The 14,388-nt window shown below is 38.4% G+C and carries 21 protein-coding genes; 2 read left to right on the plus strand and 19 right to left on the minus strand.

Annotated features, from left to right (window positions below):
* Window positions 1-277: 277 nt before the first annotated feature.
* Window positions 278-496 carry a hypothetical protein gene (locus AAIE21_RS25300; protein ID WP_090694416.1) on the minus strand — a complete coding sequence of 73 codons (219 nt, stop codon included), beginning with the start codon at window positions 494-496 and terminating at the stop codon, window positions 278-280.
* 156 nt (window positions 497-652) lie between these two features.
* Here AAIE21_RS25300 and pdaB point away from each other — a divergent pair, with 156 nt between their 5' ends.
* On the plus strand, window positions 653-1,417 hold the full coding sequence (gene pdaB / locus AAIE21_RS25305; RefSeq protein ID WP_343269276.1) for a polysaccharide deacetylase family sporulation protein PdaB: 765 nt from the start codon (window positions 653-655) through the stop codon (window positions 1,415-1,417).
* A 183-nt stretch (window positions 1,418-1,600) separates the two neighbouring features.
* Here pdaB and AAIE21_RS25310 read toward each other — a convergent pair whose 3' ends face one another.
* Complete coding sequence (locus AAIE21_RS25310) at window positions 1,601-2,218, minus strand: KinB-signaling pathway activation protein (protein WP_343269277.1); 618 nt, start codon at window positions 2,216-2,218, stop codon at window positions 1,601-1,603.
* Between the two features lie 138 nt (window positions 2,219-2,356).
* Between AAIE21_RS25310 and gerD the strand changes: the two genes are divergently transcribed.
* Window positions 2,357-2,977 carry a spore germination lipoprotein GerD gene (gerD, locus tag AAIE21_RS25315; protein ID WP_343269278.1) on the plus strand — a complete coding sequence of 207 codons (621 nt, stop codon included), beginning with the start codon at window positions 2,357-2,359 and terminating at the stop codon, window positions 2,975-2,977.
* Between the two features lie 73 nt (window positions 2,978-3,050).
* On the opposite strand, the gene AAIE21_RS25320 is transcribed toward gerD, so the two are convergent.
* From AAIE21_RS25320 to AAIE21_RS25400, 17 genes are all read right to left on the minus strand, one after another.
* The gene (locus AAIE21_RS25320) at window positions 3,051-4,118 is read right to left on the minus strand and encodes an Mrp/NBP35 family ATP-binding protein (RefSeq protein ID WP_343269279.1); all 1,068 of its coding nucleotides are present in this window, start codon (window positions 4,116-4,118) and stop codon (window positions 3,051-3,053) included.
* A 148-nt stretch (window positions 4,119-4,266) separates the two neighbouring features.
* The gene (gene cwlD / locus AAIE21_RS25325) at window positions 4,267-4,980 is read right to left on the minus strand and encodes an N-acetylmuramoyl-L-alanine amidase CwlD (RefSeq protein WP_343269280.1); all 714 of its coding nucleotides are present in this window, start codon (window positions 4,978-4,980) and stop codon (window positions 4,267-4,269) included.
* 66 nt (window positions 4,981-5,046) lie between these two features.
* Window positions 5,047-5,475 (minus strand): DUF2521 family protein, encoded by a 429-nt coding sequence (locus AAIE21_RS25330; RefSeq protein ID WP_343269281.1) that lies wholly within the window; start codon window positions 5,473-5,475, stop codon window positions 5,047-5,049.
* Between the two features lie 385 nt (window positions 5,476-5,860).
* The gene (gene rpsI / locus AAIE21_RS25335; protein ID WP_000079986.1) at window positions 5,861-6,253 is read right to left on the minus strand and encodes a 30S ribosomal protein S9; all 393 of its coding nucleotides are present in this window, start codon (window positions 6,251-6,253) and stop codon (window positions 5,861-5,863) included.
* 21 nt (window positions 6,254-6,274) lie between these two features.
* Entirely contained in the window at window positions 6,275-6,712 is a 438-nt protein-coding gene (rplM, locus tag AAIE21_RS25340) for a 50S ribosomal protein L13 (RefSeq protein ID WP_001260793.1), read from the minus strand.
* 152 nt (window positions 6,713-6,864) lie between these two features.
* Window positions 6,865-7,608: a tRNA pseudouridine(38-40) synthase TruA gene (gene truA, locus AAIE21_RS25345; protein ID WP_343269282.1), complete on the minus strand. Its 744-nt coding sequence runs from the start codon at window positions 7,606-7,608 to the stop codon at window positions 6,865-6,867.
* A 14-nt stretch (window positions 7,609-7,622) separates the two neighbouring features.
* Window positions 7,623-8,417, minus strand: coding sequence for an energy-coupling factor transporter transmembrane component T family protein (locus AAIE21_RS25350; protein WP_343269283.1), 795 nt, complete (start codon window positions 8,415-8,417; stop codon window positions 7,623-7,625).
* A complete protein-coding gene (locus AAIE21_RS25355; protein WP_343269284.1) occupies window positions 8,405-9,286 on the minus strand; it encodes an energy-coupling factor ABC transporter ATP-binding protein in 882 nt (293 codons plus the stop codon). The genes AAIE21_RS25350 and AAIE21_RS25355 overlap by 13 nt, the downstream gene beginning before the upstream one ends.
* The gene (locus tag AAIE21_RS25360) at window positions 9,262-10,104 is read right to left on the minus strand and encodes an energy-coupling factor ABC transporter ATP-binding protein (protein WP_343269285.1); all 843 of its coding nucleotides are present in this window, start codon (window positions 10,102-10,104) and stop codon (window positions 9,262-9,264) included. Before AAIE21_RS25360 ends, AAIE21_RS25355 begins: the two co-directional genes overlap by 25 nt.
* A 111-nt stretch (window positions 10,105-10,215) precedes the next feature.
* On the minus strand, window positions 10,216-10,578 hold the full coding sequence (gene rplQ / locus AAIE21_RS25365; protein ID WP_000331491.1) for a 50S ribosomal protein L17: 363 nt from the start codon (window positions 10,576-10,578) through the stop codon (window positions 10,216-10,218).
* A gap of 35 nt (window positions 10,579-10,613) precedes the next feature.
* Window positions 10,614-11,558 (minus strand): DNA-directed RNA polymerase subunit alpha, encoded by a 945-nt coding sequence (locus tag AAIE21_RS25370; RefSeq protein ID WP_000569645.1) that lies wholly within the window; start codon window positions 11,556-11,558, stop codon window positions 10,614-10,616.
* A gap of 180 nt (window positions 11,559-11,738) precedes the next feature.
* Complete coding sequence (gene rpsK, locus AAIE21_RS25375) at window positions 11,739-12,128, minus strand: 30S ribosomal protein S11 (RefSeq protein WP_003194384.1); 390 nt, start codon at window positions 12,126-12,128, stop codon at window positions 11,739-11,741.
* Between the two features lie 24 nt (window positions 12,129-12,152).
* Window positions 12,153-12,518 carry a 30S ribosomal protein S13 gene (rpsM, locus tag AAIE21_RS25380; RefSeq protein WP_003194382.1) on the minus strand — a complete coding sequence of 122 codons (366 nt, stop codon included), beginning with the start codon at window positions 12,516-12,518 and terminating at the stop codon, window positions 12,153-12,155.
* Between the two features lie 21 nt (window positions 12,519-12,539).
* Window positions 12,540-12,653, minus strand: coding sequence for a 50S ribosomal protein L36 (gene rpmJ, locus AAIE21_RS25385; protein ID WP_000868344.1), 114 nt, complete (start codon window positions 12,651-12,653; stop codon window positions 12,540-12,542).
* A gap of 35 nt (window positions 12,654-12,688) precedes the next feature.
* A complete protein-coding gene (infA, locus tag AAIE21_RS25390; protein WP_001029884.1) occupies window positions 12,689-12,907 on the minus strand; it encodes a translation initiation factor IF-1 in 219 nt (72 codons plus the stop codon).
* A gap of 68 nt (window positions 12,908-12,975) precedes the next feature.
* Window positions 12,976-13,722, minus strand: coding sequence for a type I methionyl aminopeptidase (map, locus tag AAIE21_RS25395; RefSeq protein WP_343269286.1), 747 nt, complete (start codon window positions 13,720-13,722; stop codon window positions 12,976-12,978).
* Complete coding sequence (locus AAIE21_RS25400) at window positions 13,722-14,372, minus strand: adenylate kinase (RefSeq protein WP_343269287.1); 651 nt, start codon at window positions 14,370-14,372, stop codon at window positions 13,722-13,724. The genes map and AAIE21_RS25400 overlap by 1 nt, the downstream gene beginning before the upstream one ends.
* Between the last annotated feature and the right edge of the window lie 16 nt (window positions 14,373-14,388).

Here is a 14,388-nt window from a genome sequence, read left to right on the forward strand (position 1 = left end):
TATTAGGCACGCCGCCAGCGTTCATCCTGAGCCAGGATCAAACTCTCCAATAAAGTTAGTTTGTCTAGCATCATAAAATAAAAATTGACGTTGCACGTTGTTTGTTTCGTTCAGTTTTCAAAGAACTCGTTTGTCGCTCATTTGCGACTTCCTTATGTTAACATCTTCGTTTTTTAATGTCAACTAAGTTTCTCAATTTCTTTTTTTCGCTTTCTGCTGTTTCGCATCAGCGACGGTTATTAATTTACCATACACCAAACCATATCGTCAACATTTTTTAATAAAAAATTCTTTTTCTTACATAACGGGTACACTCTTCTGCATTTGCTACTCTTCGAAACAAACAAAAAATAATTTTATATCGTTCTTCCATTGTTTTTTTTACGACATCATGTATTCGCTCATCTGCAAAATCAAATAAAAGTTCATCTAGCTCTCTCTTCAATAAATATTCTATTTCTTTCTGTTCTTCTTTTGTAATCATAATCCCAAACAAACTATCACCTCAACAATTACTCATCACCACTAACATTAAAGATCATACTATAACATCCATTATATCCATTTCCTACGATATTAATCGCTCAGTTCTCTTTTCAACTTTTTGAGCATATAAGTAACTGAAAAGGATTGGACAAAGGGGCGGGGTATTATGTTTTTCTTTTTTATAACAAGTAAACGTAAGTTTAAGCACATTAGTTTAATTATTGTACTGTCCTTATTTACAGCATGGCTTCTCTTTCTAAAAACATATTCTCATCAATCTGCTTTTTCAACTGCAACTGGTCCAAAAGTCATTTACAAAGGCGATACCACAAAAAAACAAGTTGCGTTAACATTCGATATTAGTTGGGGAGATAAAAAGGCGCTTCCGATCCTGGATACTTTAAAAGAAAGAGAAATTAAAAATGCGACTTTCTTTCTCTCTGCAGCATGGGCAGAAAGACACCCAGATGTTGTAGAACGGATTATACAAGATGGCCACGAAATTGGCAGTATGGGATATAACTATACATCTTATACTTCTTTGGAAGCTAACGAGATGCGAAGAGATCTTTCACGTTCTCAAGATGTGTTTACAAAGCTTGGTATAAAACAAGTCAAGCTCTTGCGCCCTCCTAGTGGAGAATTTAATAAAACTGTTCTCAAAGTAGCAGAATCTCTCGGATATACTGTTGTACACTGGAGTAATAATTCAAACGACTGGAAAAATCCTGGTGTAAATAAAATTGTATCAACCGTTGCTAACAATTTACGAGGAGGAGACATCGTTTTATTACACGCTTCCGATTCAGCACTTCAAACAAATAAATCTCTACCGCTGCTCCTGCAAAAATTAAAAAGTGATGGTTATGAGCAAGTATCTGTATCACAACTTATTTCTAACACAAATGCAAAAAGTAATGACATAAAGTGAAACTTCCATCAGTGGGGGTTTTTTCATCCTCCACCGATGGAAAGCCCCTGCCTATCTCCCTCATTTCTCTAAACTTCGAGGCAGGGAAACTACCATTCGCTAATAGCAGATAAAAATAAATCCATACCAAAAAGGTACAACACCCATACGAAAGGTGTTGTACCTTTTTGGACTGTTATCAGCTTAACTAACCGACTTACTTCTTTGTTGTCCTATTAAACGATGTAATATGAGTAACTGATATGCATTACACAATAAAAGTGGTATAACCATTAAATATAACCAATCGGTATCATTAATCCGAAGCGCCGGCACCCATTCAAGAATTGTTACGACGACCATAAAGAATAAAGCAGGTATAAATGCTTTTTTATTCGTCTCTTTACTCTTTATATAGGCTACAATCGCTCCAAATAAAAACAATATTCCAGCTACAAGAATATTATTTCCAAACGAAACATCTCCATTTGCAACGAGTACCGATCTTAAATATACAAAATCGAACAGTACAAATGCGATGAAAAAGAGCTGAACTGCGTTCCAAAGAGAAGACGACCGGAACATTCCTAGTCCAAAACGATGAACTGTTAAATACGCAAAAAAGCCCATTTGACTAATTACACTAAAAATAAATCCAACACCAAGTAACCAAAAAGAAATCATTAAAATCTCTTTACCGTCGAAATTTTGAAAAAATTTAACGTACTTGTCCCATCCTAGAATAAAACCAATCAGGATTGTACTAACTCCCCCAAGCAGCAACGTCGTTAAAAATAGTCGTACCCATTTTCGGCTATTCACAATCAATCCCCCATTATTGATATATTTTTACTTAAATTGTATCAATGACAATTTCAAAAAGCTAGCCATGAACATGTATAAATTCCTCTAAGATATTTATATTAAAAAAGAGAACTGTGTTGAAAGGAGCTCCAACTAATGAAACGGATGCTGCTCATTTTAGTTTCTTCACTTCTTTTCACTACACTTGCCGCATGTGCACAAGGAAAAGAAGCGAAATCCGAATTAGATTACGATCAAACAAAAAAAATGATTGTCGATATTTTAAAGACTGATCAAGGGAAAAAAGCAATCCAAGATGTATTGACAGATGAGAAAATGAAACAAGCACTTATATTGGATGAAACTGTAGTCAAAAAAACGATTGAAGATACGATGGTATCCGAAAAGGGGCAACAGCTTTGGGAAAAATTATTTAAGGATCCTGAGTTTTCAACGAAATTCGCTAAAGGTATTGAAAAAGAACAAACAACTTTAATGAAGACTCTATTAAAAGACCCTGAATACCAAGCAGGCGTTATAGAAATTATGAAAAATCCCGAAGTGGAAAAAATGATGCTACAGACAATGAAAAGCAAAGAGTATCGTCAATATTTGCAACAAGTATTAACAGAAACTGCCGAAAGCCCACTCTTCCAGACTAAGATGATTGACATCATTAGTAAAGGTATTGAAAAAGCTGAAAAAGGTGGGGGAGCTGAGAAAAAAGAAGGTGGCGGCGAAGGCGGATCACAAGACGAGAAACAAGAACAAAAATAAAGCGAATCTCTACACATAATAAATTCCCCACCTCTACATATATAGGGCGGGGGATTTTTCTACTCGTAGAGATTTATTTTTGTTTAACTGATGTTCTATCAATAACTTGCTCAGCTATTGTCCGGTAGATGACACCTGTTTTATGTGTATCCTCGTATACTGATGGTGCAAAATCATCTTTATTCCAATCTGGTTGCTGAAGTGGAATTCGCCCTAATACATCTGTTTGTAATTCTGCAGCTAATTTATCTCCTCCGCCTTTGCCAAACACATACTCTTTCTCACCGGTTACTTTACTTTCGAAGTAAGCCATATTTTCAACAACCCCAAGAATACTATGTTCAGTACGAAGTGCCATAGCACCTGCACGAGCTGCTACAAATGCCGCTGTTGGATGAGGCGTTGTTACAATAATTTCTTTACAAGATGGTAACATTGAATGCACATCTAAGGCGACATCCCCTGTACCAGGTGGTAAGTCTAATACTAAATAGTCTAAATCGCCCCATTCCACCTCTGTGAAAAAGTGATTTAACATTTTACCAAGCATTGGTCCTCTCCAAATAACAGGAGCATTGTCTTCTACAAAGAAGCCCATCGAAATTACTTTTATCCCTAAACGCTCTACAGGAATAATTTTATCGCCCCTTACGATTGGACGTTTTTCGATTCCCATCATATCCGGTACACTAAAGCCATATATATCAGCGTCAATAATGCCAACTTTCTTTCCTAAACGAGCTAATGAAATTGCAAGGTTTACAGAAACAGTTGATTTACCAACCCCACCTTTTCCACTTGCAACCGCTAAAAATGTTGTTTTAGAATGCGGTGATAGTAACGATTCGCTTCCTTGTTCTTCCTGAGGCGGCGCAAACTCTGCTAGCTCGTCCTCTGTAAATTCAGCAAAACGTAAACCAACCGTTGCGGCTCCAAGTTCTTTCACAAGCTTCACAATAGCTGACTGCAATTGCATTTGTTCAGCAGTCCCTGTTTTTACAATCGCAATTTTAACACTGACATGCTCTTTCTCAGACTTTACAGTTACCTCTTTAATTGCATTTGTTTCTTTCAATGTTTTATGTAGAAATGGATCAGTAATCCCTTCAAGTGCTTTCACTACTTGCTCTTTCGTTACCATAATCAGCCCAGCCCCCTGTATGAAAAGTAAAGTAATGTTAAATGAATTGGGTTTGTATATTTTCATTCCAAAAATAAATGCGTTTTCATTTCCAGTATAACATATTTTCCGAAAACTTCGTTAACGAGAGGAATTCAAAAAACCCCCCTTATTCAGGAGGATTCCCTTTTTCCGTAAAATAACGTAGTATTCCACGGTATATCGCAGCTGCCACCTTTTGCTGATATTTCTCCGAATTTAACATATATCGTTCATTTACATTCGATAAAAATCCAGCTTCAATTAAAGCACCTGGTGTTTTCGCATACTTAAGCAAATAAACGTGTGAGATTGTTCTAGCCGAGCGGTTTGTATTTTCTAAACTCGTTCGTAATTCAGCCTGTATAAACTTCGCTGCTCGTTCATTTTCAATTAAAGAGCGATAGTAAAACGTTTGCGCCCCTTTCGACCCACTACTTGGCAAGGCGTTTAAATGGATGCTTGCAAAAAAGTCTACATCAGGCTTATTAATAATGTCTACACGCTGTTTTAAATCCTCTGCTTTACGCCTACTGTATGATTTTGTGCTTTTATCAGCTAAATCATAATCTCCCTCTCTCGTCAAAATAACTAAAGCTCCTTGCTCCTGCAAATAATCTTGTACCATTTTTGTAATTTCAAGCGTAATATTTTTTTCCACTATATCCTCGCCACCAACCGCTCCTCCATCTGGTCCGCCATGCCCAGCATCCAATACAATTACTTTCCCAGATAAGGGTAAGTTCCATGCTCGCCACGACTTTGTAATTTGAAATTCTTGTTTTACCAAGAAAAACAATACAACTGCAGCAAGCATAAAAGAGATAATTCGAATTCTCTTCATACCTTTCCTCCTCCAGCTAGTCCCTCTAATTACTTATATGGGACAAGAGGAAAGTTTATGCTTTTCTTAATGCAGCTTTAAGCGATATCTTCTTTCACCCTTTTCGTATCCCTCACGCCACCATGAACTAATAAATCGCGCACAGGATTCATAAAGCAATTCCTCATCGTTCGATTCTATCTCCCGCATAGTCGTGCTTGTTAAAAATTGAAACAACATCTCCGTTAATTGATGTTCCTCTTCTAATGCTCTATATTTCACATCAAAAAAAGATTCACCATAATAGCCAAATTTGCTATATCTTGCTCCTAATAAGTACGATTCAATTCCCAGTTCAATACAATAATCCTCATACTGCCTGTGCAATTCTTTCATATCGAAAGCATCACGAATATTGGACCTTAACGTTTTTAATGATAATTCGCGAAGCATCTTCCGCTCATATTTCAACTGCTTTTCTTTTTGTTTTTCTTGCAAGGTAACAATGACATTCATAGTACTTATAAACCTCCCTAATACGTATTAGTCTAAGCTTCTGAAGTAGAAGCATACGTGAGAAGGTAGCACTAAAATATTCCAAGCTATAATACATAAAAAAACGGCACAAAACCTTTCTTTTTAGATGGAGAGAGCATCCAGCCATGAATAAAAACGGCCAGACCCTTTTTCTGCCCCATGCCGTGTGAAAACAAAAGGAATATACAGATAGATGCAGGTTGCCTTTTATTCTTCGTAGCAGGGACTTATATAGTAAAAAGTCAAAATAGATTTATCCTATAAACTCACGGTAGCTGATGAAAAGTTTAATTTATATAGTTCCATTAATTAAGACATAATAAAAAACCCCAGCCAAATGGCTGGGGTTTGAAGTTCGCAAAAATTAACGTTTTGAGAACTGAGGTGCACGACGTGCGCCTTTAAGACCGTATTTTTTACGCTCTTTCATACGTGCGTCACGAGTTAATAGACCTGCACGTTTTAATGTTAGACGGTATTCTGGATCAGCTTTTAATAAAGCGCGAGAGATACCGTGACGAATAGCACCAGCTTGACCAGTGTATCCACCACCATTTACGTTTACAAGTACATCGTAGTTACCTAAAGTTTCTGTTGCAACTAGAGGTTGTTTCACTACTTCACGTAATGCAGCAAATGGGATATAGTTTTCAAAATCACGACCGTTAATGATAACGCGTCCTTCGCCTGGAACTAGGCGTACGCGCGCTACTGAACTCTTACGACGTCCAGTACCATAGTATTGAACCTGTGCCAAAGTAAGCCCTCCTTTAATTAATTATCCGCGAAGTTCGTAAACTTCTGGTTTTTGTGCTTGGTGTGGATGCTCTGCTCCAGCATACACATTTAATTTTTTAGACACTTGACGTCCTAAACGTCCTTTTGGAAGCATGCCTTTAATTGCAAGCTCTAACATTTGTACAGGGTAGTTTGTACGCATTTCTAGAGCTGTTCTTTGTTTAAGACCACCTGGGTGGTTAGTATGACGGTAGTAAATTTTATCGTTTAATTTATTACCTGTTAAATGAATTTTCTCAGCGTTAATAATAATTACATGATCACCCGTGTCAACGTGTGGTGTAAATGTAGGTTTGTTTTTACCACGTAAAATGGATGCTACTTCACTAGCTAGGCGACCTAAAGTTTGACCTTCAGCGTCAACCACATACCATTTACGCTCAACTTCGTTAGCTTTTGCCATAAAAGTCGTACGCATGTGTTTCCCTCCTCGTTATCTTTTCCATAGAAAAAATCTATTGTTTATCTTAAACACGATTTCCTTCCGGGGCTAATCGTGGTTTTAGAAACAATACCATATGTTATGATATCCTTTTGAGATTCTAATGTCAAGCAAATGTTACACCAGGATTAGTTGTTATAGTTTACCTGCCATAAATAAAGCCCATGCCCCGGCACCATCTTCCCAGCATAAGAACGATCTTGTTTTTTTAAAATCTCTGGAATGCTGTCAGGAGCAAGCTTTCCTTGTCCTACGCCAAGTAGCGTGCCAACAATAATTCTAACCATATTATACAAAAATCCATTTCCTACAAAGCGAAAAATTAGTTCATCACCTTGTTCAATTAAATCTATTTCATAAATTGTTCGCACTTTATCCTTTTTGTCAGTTTTTGCCGAACAAAATGAAGTGAAATCATGCGTTCCAATAAAATGAGGAATTGCCTTCCGAATAGATTCTATCTCTAGTGGATATGGATACTGATATACGTAATTTCTACGGAATACATCAGCTGTTTTAGATAATAATACCCGGTAACGATATTCTTTTCTTTCCACACCGTATCGCGCGTGAAAATCTTCTGTTTTTTTCTCTACTTGCAGGGCCACAATATCGTCTGGTAGCATCGTATTTAAAGCATTCATCCATTGCCATCCTTCAAGGGATAATGATGTATCAAAATGAATCACTTGTCCTCTTGCATGAACAGTAGAATCTGTCCGCCCTGATGCCTGAACACGAACAAGCTCTCCTTTATGCAATTTTTGCAGTGCTTTCTCTATTTCTTGTTGCACAGTACGGTGCTGTGGTTGAATTTGATAACCACAAAAATTGATGCCATCATATGCAACTGTACATTTTATTCTTTCCATTTCTCTATTCTCCATTACGATCGCACCCACGCTAGAATACACGCTAAACAAAGTAAACTCACTATTGTTAACGTATCACTTGTTTTCCAACGCAGCTGCCTAAATTTAGTACGTCCTTCACCGCTTTGATACCCACGTGCTTCCATTGCAATTGCTAAGTCCTCAGCACGTTTAAAAGCACTAATAAAAAGTGGCACAAGCAAAGAAATAACCGCCTTCAATCGATCTTTTATCGGTCCACCAGCAAAATCAATACCACGAGATGCTTGTGCTTTCATAATTTTATTTGTCTCATCCATTAATGTTGGAATAAAACGGAGAGAAATAGACATCATTAATGCGATTTCATGAACAGGAACTTTTATACGCTTTAATGGCTTTAACAACGTTTCCATACCATCAGTAATTTCAATTGGTGTTGTTGTTAACGTTAATAATGTCGTCATTAAAATAATGACAAAGAAGCGTATAGAAATATATATCCCTTGCTCTAACCCCTTTTCATGTATCGAAAACCAACCAAGCTGAAGCAGTACATTCCCTTCTTTATTTGTAAAGATATGCAGAAAAAAGGTAAACAGAAAAATCCATAAGATTGGTTTTAAGCCCGAAAGTATATAACGAATCGGCACTTTTGCAAAAAATAAAGCAATGAGTGCATATAAAAATAAAAGTCCATATGAAATCGCATTATTTGCTAAAAAGACCACAAATACATATAAAAAGACAATCAACAGCTTCGCACGTGGATCAAGTTGATGAATGAGCGACCTACCAGGAATATATCTCCCAATAATCAACTGCTGCATGATTCATGACCACCTTTTCGTAACACCTGTACAACTTCATGAGTAAGATCCTCTAAAGATAAGGTAGCCTTCGGAATCGAAATACCAAACTTCTCTTCAATTGCACGTTTATACTTTAAAGACATTGGAAGATCTACACCGATTTGTTCTAACTCATCTGTATGTAAAAATACTTCCTCTGCTGTTCCTTGCAAAAAGACCGTTCCTTTATGCATAACCACAATTTGATCTGCATACTTGGCAGCATCCTCCATATTATGGGTAACTAGGATTACTGTCAAACCCTGTTTCTTATGAAGCTTATAAAACATCTCCATAAGCTCTTGCTGTCCTTTAGGGTCAAGCCCTGCTGTCGGTTCATCTAATACGAGAACTTCAGGCTCCATTGCAAGTACGCCCGCTATTGCAACACGTCTCATCTGTCCACCACTTAACTCAAATGGAGAACGCACTAATAGCTCTGGATCCAATCCCACAAGCTCGATTGCATCCCTTGCCTTTTGTCTTGCCTCTTCTTCCGATACTCCGAAATTTGAGGGTCCAAAACAAATATCTTTCTCAACTGTTTCTTCAAATAACTGATGCTCTGGAAATTGAAAGACAACCCCTACTTTTTTTCGCAGCGGCTTTAATTTCTTTTCTTTCTTTTGCGAGGAAATCAAATGTTCCCCAATTTGGACCGTGCCATTTGTCGGCTGCAATAAACCATTTAAATGCTGAATCATCGTTGATTTGCCCGAACCAGTATGACCGATAATGGCATAATACCCCCCACTTGGAAACGACACGTTTACATCATAAAGCGCGCGTCTTTCAAATGGAGTTTTATATTGATAACGATGCTCTACTGTTTGGAATGTAATCTCCAAAGTTCGTTCACCAAGCTTTCCATTGTAAGATGCGTATTTTGCAGTGGAATTTCATTTCTTTTTAATAATTCTGCTATTTTTACTGAGAACGGTACATCTAATCCAATTTCCCTAAGCATATGAGAAGATTTGAAAATTTGCTTTGGCGTACCTACCTCTAATATTTCTCCCTGATTCAGAATGATAACACGGTCTGACTGTGCAGCTTCTTCCAAATCGTGCGTAATCGATAACACGGTAATACCTTTTGTATCCACAAGCTTCCTAACCGTTTCAATTACTTCACGTCGTCCTTGTGGATCTAACATCGATGTTGCTTCATCCAATATTAAAATAGATGGTTGCAATGCTAGCACACCTGCAATCGCAACACGTTGCTTTTGTCCACCAGATAACGAATGAGGCTCTTCATTAAGAAACTCTTCCATTCGGACCATCTGGAGTGCTTGATTCATCCGTTCTACCATCTGTTCCCGAGGCATCCCGATATTCTCAAGACCAAACACAACATCATCTTGCACGGTTGTCCCAACAAATTGATTATCTGGGTTTTGAAATACCATACCTATTTGTTTTCGAATATCCCATACCGTTTCTTCAGATAAAGTCATTGTATCATTTACAACAATTGTTCCTGATGCCGGTAAAAACAAACCATTTAATAATTTTGCAAGTGTAGACTTTCCTGAACCATTTTGTCCAATTACAGAAACCCATTCTCCCTCATATAAAGAGAATGATACGTCTTTTAGCGCATAAGAAGTTGTCCCGGGATATTGAAATGATATATTTTGCGTGCGAAGTTTCTCTTTTTTCAATGCAAGGCATCCTCTCTCATTACTTCATCAAGTTAGCCTATTTTCTACATTTAAAAAAAAAGGGCCACGACCAGTTACTTGAAAAGAACTGTCCTGCCCTTTTAATTATCATTATACTAACTCGATAATTACCATTGGTGCTGCGTCTCCGCGACGTGGACCAATTTTTGCAATACGAGTGTATCCGCCTTGACGCTCAGCATAGCGTGGAGCTACATCAGCGAATAATTTTTGAAGTGCATCTTGACCAGTCTCAGCATTAGCAACTTCATTGCGGATGAAAGATGCAGCTTGACGGCGAGCATGAAGATCTCCGCGTTTACCTAAAGTGATCATTTTTTCCACTACAGAACGAAGTTCTTTTGCACGAGTTTCTGTCGTTTGGATGCGCTCGTTGATAATTAAATCAGTAGCTAAGTCACGTAACATAGCTTTACGTTGCGCACTTGTACGGCCTAATTTTCTGTATGCCATTCGTAGTTCCCTCCTTTGTTGATGAGATTAAATCCTCAGTCGTCTTTACGTAAGCCTAAACCTAATTCCTCAAGCTTATGCTTAACTTCTTCTAAAGATTTACGTCCTAAGTTACGAACTTTCATCATATCTTCTTCTGTTTTGTTCGCAAGCTCTTGTACAGTATTAATTCCTGCACGTTTTAAGCAATTATAAGAACGAACAGAAAGATCAAGTTCTTCAATAGTCATTTCTAGAACTTTTTCTTTTTGATCTTCTTCCTTCTCGACCATAATCTCAGCATTTTGTGCTTCATCAGTTAAACCAACGAAGATATTTAAATGCTCAGTTAAGATTTTGGCACCTAAAGAGATAGCTTCTTTTGGCCCGATGCTTCCATCCGTCCATACATCAAGCGTAAGCTTATCATAATTTGCCACTTGTCCGACACGTGTCTTTTCCACTTGGTAAGTTACACGTGATACTGGAGTATAAATAGAATCAATAGGAATAACTCCTATTGGTTGATCTTCGCTTTTATTTGCATCAGCTGGCGTATACCCACGGCCACGCTTTGCAGTTAAACGCACGCGGAAATGCGCATCTTTTGCTAACGTTGCAATGTATAAATCTGGATTTAAGATTTCAACATCACTATCGTGAGTAATATCAGCAGCTGTGACAATACCTTCGCCCTGTACATCGATTTCCAACGTCTTCTCTTCTTCAGAGTAGATTTTAAGAGCTAACTTTTTCAAGTTTAAGATGATCGTTGTAACGTCTTCTACTACGCCCTCAACTGTTGAAAATTCGTGTAATACGCCATCGATTTGGATAGCAGTTACAGCGGCACCAGGGAGTGAGGATAACAGAATACGACGTAAGGAGTTACCCAAAGTAGTACCATATCCACGCTCAAGCGGTTCAATCACGAATTTGCCATACTTAGCATCTTCGTTAAGTTCAACCGTTTCGATTTTCGGTTTTTCAATTTCAATCATTAACTAAACCCTCCTTCAAAACGTCGAAACCCCGGCTAAACAAAGGAAAAACCTCTGTCTAACCGAAAGTCCCCCTTAGGCAGTTCCCGATTGTGCACAACAAGCGATGTTTCTGTACGAAATTTCTCGATAATGCATCATATCCATTATAGACAAAAGGGAAAATTCTATACAGAAAAATTACACACGACGACGTTTTGGCGGACGACATCCATTATGAGGAACTGGAGTAACATCTCTAATTGCTGTTACTTCTAGACCTGCAGCTTGAAGAGCACGAATTGCAGCTTCACGACCAGCACCAGGACCTTTAACAGTAACCTCTAAAGTTTTTAAACCATGCTCCATTGCAACTTTAGCAGCAGTTTCAGCAGCCATTTGCGCAGCGAATGGAGTAGATTTACGAGATCCACGGAAACCAAGTGCACCAGCACTAGACCAAGAAAGTGCGTTACCATGAGTATCTGTAAGTGTTACGATTGTGTTGTTGAAAGTAGAACGAATATGAGCAATACCAGCTTCAATATTCTTTTTCACACGTTTTTTACGAGTGTTTGTTTTACGTGCCATTGTTAGTTCAACCTCCTTTACTTATTATTTCTTTTTATTTGCTACTGTACGACGTGGACCTTTACGCGTACGAGCATTGTTTTTAGAATTTTGACCACGAACTGGTAAACCACGACGGTGACGAAGACCACGGTAAGAACCGATCTCCATTAGACGTTTAATGTTAAGAGAAACTTCACGACGAAGGTCTCCCTCAACTTTAACGCGGTCTACGATGTCACGGATACGACCTAATTCGTCTTCCGTTAAATCACGAACTCGTGTTTCTTCAGAAACACCAGCTTCAGCAAGAATTTTTTCAGCAGTTGTGCGACCAATGCCGAATACGTAAGTTAAAGAAATAACAACGCGCTTGTCACGAGGAATATCTACACCTGCGATACGTGCCATTCCGAATGCACCTCCTTCTGATTAACCTTGTTTTTGTTTATGTTTAGGGTTTTCACAAATAACCATTACTTTTCCACGTCTACGAATAACTTTACATTTTTCGCAGATTGGTTTAACTGACGGTCTTACTTTCATGTCTCGAACCTCCTTAAAGATTACGGAGTGCTATATTATTTAAAACGGTACGTAATACGACCACGATTTAAATCGTACGGAGATAATTCTACCGTAACTTTGTCTCCTGGTAAAATACGAATGAAGTTCATACGGATTTTACCAGAAACGTGAGCCAATACGACATGCCCATTCTCTAATTCTACTTTGAACATAGCATTTGGCAACGTTTCAAGAACGGTACCCTCGACTTCAATTACATCATCTTTAGCCATTCAATAGTTCTCCCTTCTTCAAATCAGTAACATTTTACACTGCTCTGAAATCCCGGAGAGCCAGCTACTTATAAAGTGGTAAGGATTTCGTATCCTGCTTCTGTAAGAGCAATCGTGTGCTCAAAATGTGCACACCATTTACCATCTACCGTTACCACTGTCCAGTCATCAGATAGTGTTTTTACATATCGTCTTCCTTGGTTCACCATCGGTTCGATACAGATGACCATTCCCTGCTTTAATCTAGGACCTTTATTTGGTGGACCGTAGTGCGGGATTTGAGGGTCTTCATGTAAGTCTTGCCCGATTCCGTGACCAACATACTCCCTAACGATCGAGAACCCACTCTCTTCAGCATGCGTTTGAACCGCATGTGAAACGTTTGATAATCTCACGCCTGGTTTTACTTGTTCTAGACCAAGATACAACGATTTTTCTGTGACATCAAGTAGCTTTTGAACAGATTCAGAAATGTTTCCTACTGGATACGTCCATGCAGAATCTCCATGGTACCCATTGTATTTCGCACCAATATCGATACTGATGATATCGCCTTCTTGGAGCTTGCGCTTACCTGGAATCCCATGTACAAGCTCTTCATTTACAGAAGCACAGATGCTTCCCGGAAATCCGTTGTATCCTTTAAAAGATGGCGTAGCACCATGTTTTCGAATCGTCTTTTCCGCTATTTGATCGAGCTCTTTCGTTGTAATTCCTGGAGTAATATGCTTTTTCAACTCTTGATGAGTTAAAGCAACGATCTTGCCAGCTTCTCGCATAATTTCTATCTCACGAGGAGTTTTGCAAATGATCATTACGCTAAGTCTCCAATGAGAACATCAATATCAGCAAATACCTTATTGATATCTTGCTCACCATTAATGCTTTGTAAGTAACCAAGCTCTTCGTAGAAATCAAGCAAAGGTTTTGTTTGCTTAATATTTACATCTAAACGATTCGCTACAGTCTCTTCATTGTCATCAGAGCGTTGATATAATTCGCCACCACATTTATCGCACGCGTCAGCTTTTGCTGGCGGATTGAATTCTAAGTGGTAAGTCGCACCGCACTCTTTACAAATACGACGGCCTGTAAGACGTTTTAATAGCAATCCTGAATCCACATTAATGTTTAAAACATAGTCGATTTTTTTGCCAAGATCTTTCATAATCTCTTCAAGCGCAGATGCCTGTGCAACTGTTCGTGGGAAACCATCTAGTAAGAAGCCTTTTATACAGTCTTCTTGACTTAAACGTTCACGAACAATTCCGATTGTAACTTCATCTGGAACAAGCGCACCTTTATCAATAAAAGATTTTGCTTGTAAACCAAGTTCAGTTTCAGCCTTCATAGCTGCACGGAACATATCACCTGTTGAGATGTGAGGGATGTTATACTTGGCAACAATCTGCTCGGCTTGTGTACCTTTACCAGCACCAGGAAGCCCCATTAAAATTAAGTTCATCCTTGTTCCCCCTCAA

The organism is Paenibacillus sp. 102, from assembly GCF_039549175.1.
In the GTDB taxonomy this organism is placed as follows: domain Bacteria; phylum Bacillota; class Bacilli; order Bacillales; family Bacillaceae_G; genus Bacillus_A.

Excerpts from the sequence above, each read along its gene's own strand:
- rpmJ (WP_000868344.1), bottom strand. The coding sequence starts at position 12,653 with ATGAAAGTAAGACCGTCAGTTAAACCAATCTGCGAAAAATGTAAAGTT.
- cwlD (WP_343269280.1), bottom strand. The coding sequence starts at position 4,980 with ATGAAGAGAATTCGAATTATCTCTTTTATGCTTGCTGCAGTTGTATTG.
- AAIE21_RS25370 (WP_000569645.1), bottom strand. The coding sequence starts at position 11,558 with ATGATTGAAATTGAAAAACCGAAAATCGAAACGGTTGAACTTAACGAA.
- rpsK (WP_003194384.1), bottom strand. The coding sequence starts at position 12,128 with ATGGCACGTAAAACAAACACTCGTAAAAAACGTGTGAAAAAGAATATT.
- gerD (WP_343269278.1), top strand. The coding sequence starts at position 2,357 with ATGAAACGGATGCTGCTCATTTTAGTTTCTTCACTTCTTTTCACTACA.
- infA (WP_001029884.1), bottom strand. The coding sequence starts at position 12,907 with ATGGCTAAAGATGATGTAATTGAAGTCGAGGGTACCGTTCTTGAAACG.
- AAIE21_RS25320 (WP_343269279.1), bottom strand. The coding sequence starts at position 4,118 with ATGGTAACGAAAGAGCAAGTAGTGAAAGCACTTGAAGGGATTACTGAT.
- AAIE21_RS25350 (WP_343269283.1), bottom strand. The coding sequence starts at position 8,417 with ATGCAGCAGTTGATTATTGGGAGATATATTCCTGGTAGGTCGCTCATT.
- AAIE21_RS25330 (WP_343269281.1), bottom strand. The coding sequence starts at position 5,475 with ATGAATGTCATTGTTACCTTGCAAGAAAAACAAAAAGAAAAGCAGTTG.
- pdaB (WP_343269276.1), top strand. The coding sequence starts at position 653 with ATGTTTTTCTTTTTTATAACAAGTAAACGTAAGTTTAAGCACATTAGT.
- truA (WP_343269282.1), bottom strand. The coding sequence starts at position 7,608 with ATGGAAAGAATAAAATGTACAGTTGCATATGATGGCATCAATTTTTGT.
- AAIE21_RS25400 (WP_343269287.1), bottom strand. The coding sequence starts at position 14,372 with ATGAACTTAATTTTAATGGGGCTTCCTGGTGCTGGTAAAGGTACACAA.
- rplM (WP_001260793.1), bottom strand. The coding sequence starts at position 6,712 with ATGCGTACGACTTTTATGGCAAAAGCTAACGAAGTTGAGCGTAAATGG.
- rpsM (WP_003194382.1), bottom strand. The coding sequence starts at position 12,518 with ATGGCACGTATCGCAGGTGTAGATATTCCTCGTGACAAGCGCGTTGTT.
- map (WP_343269286.1), bottom strand. The coding sequence starts at position 13,722 with ATGATCATTTGCAAAACTCCTCGTGAGATAGAAATTATGCGAGAAGCT.
- rplQ (WP_000331491.1), bottom strand. The coding sequence starts at position 10,578 with ATGGCATACAGAAAATTAGGCCGTACAAGTGCGCAACGTAAAGCTATG.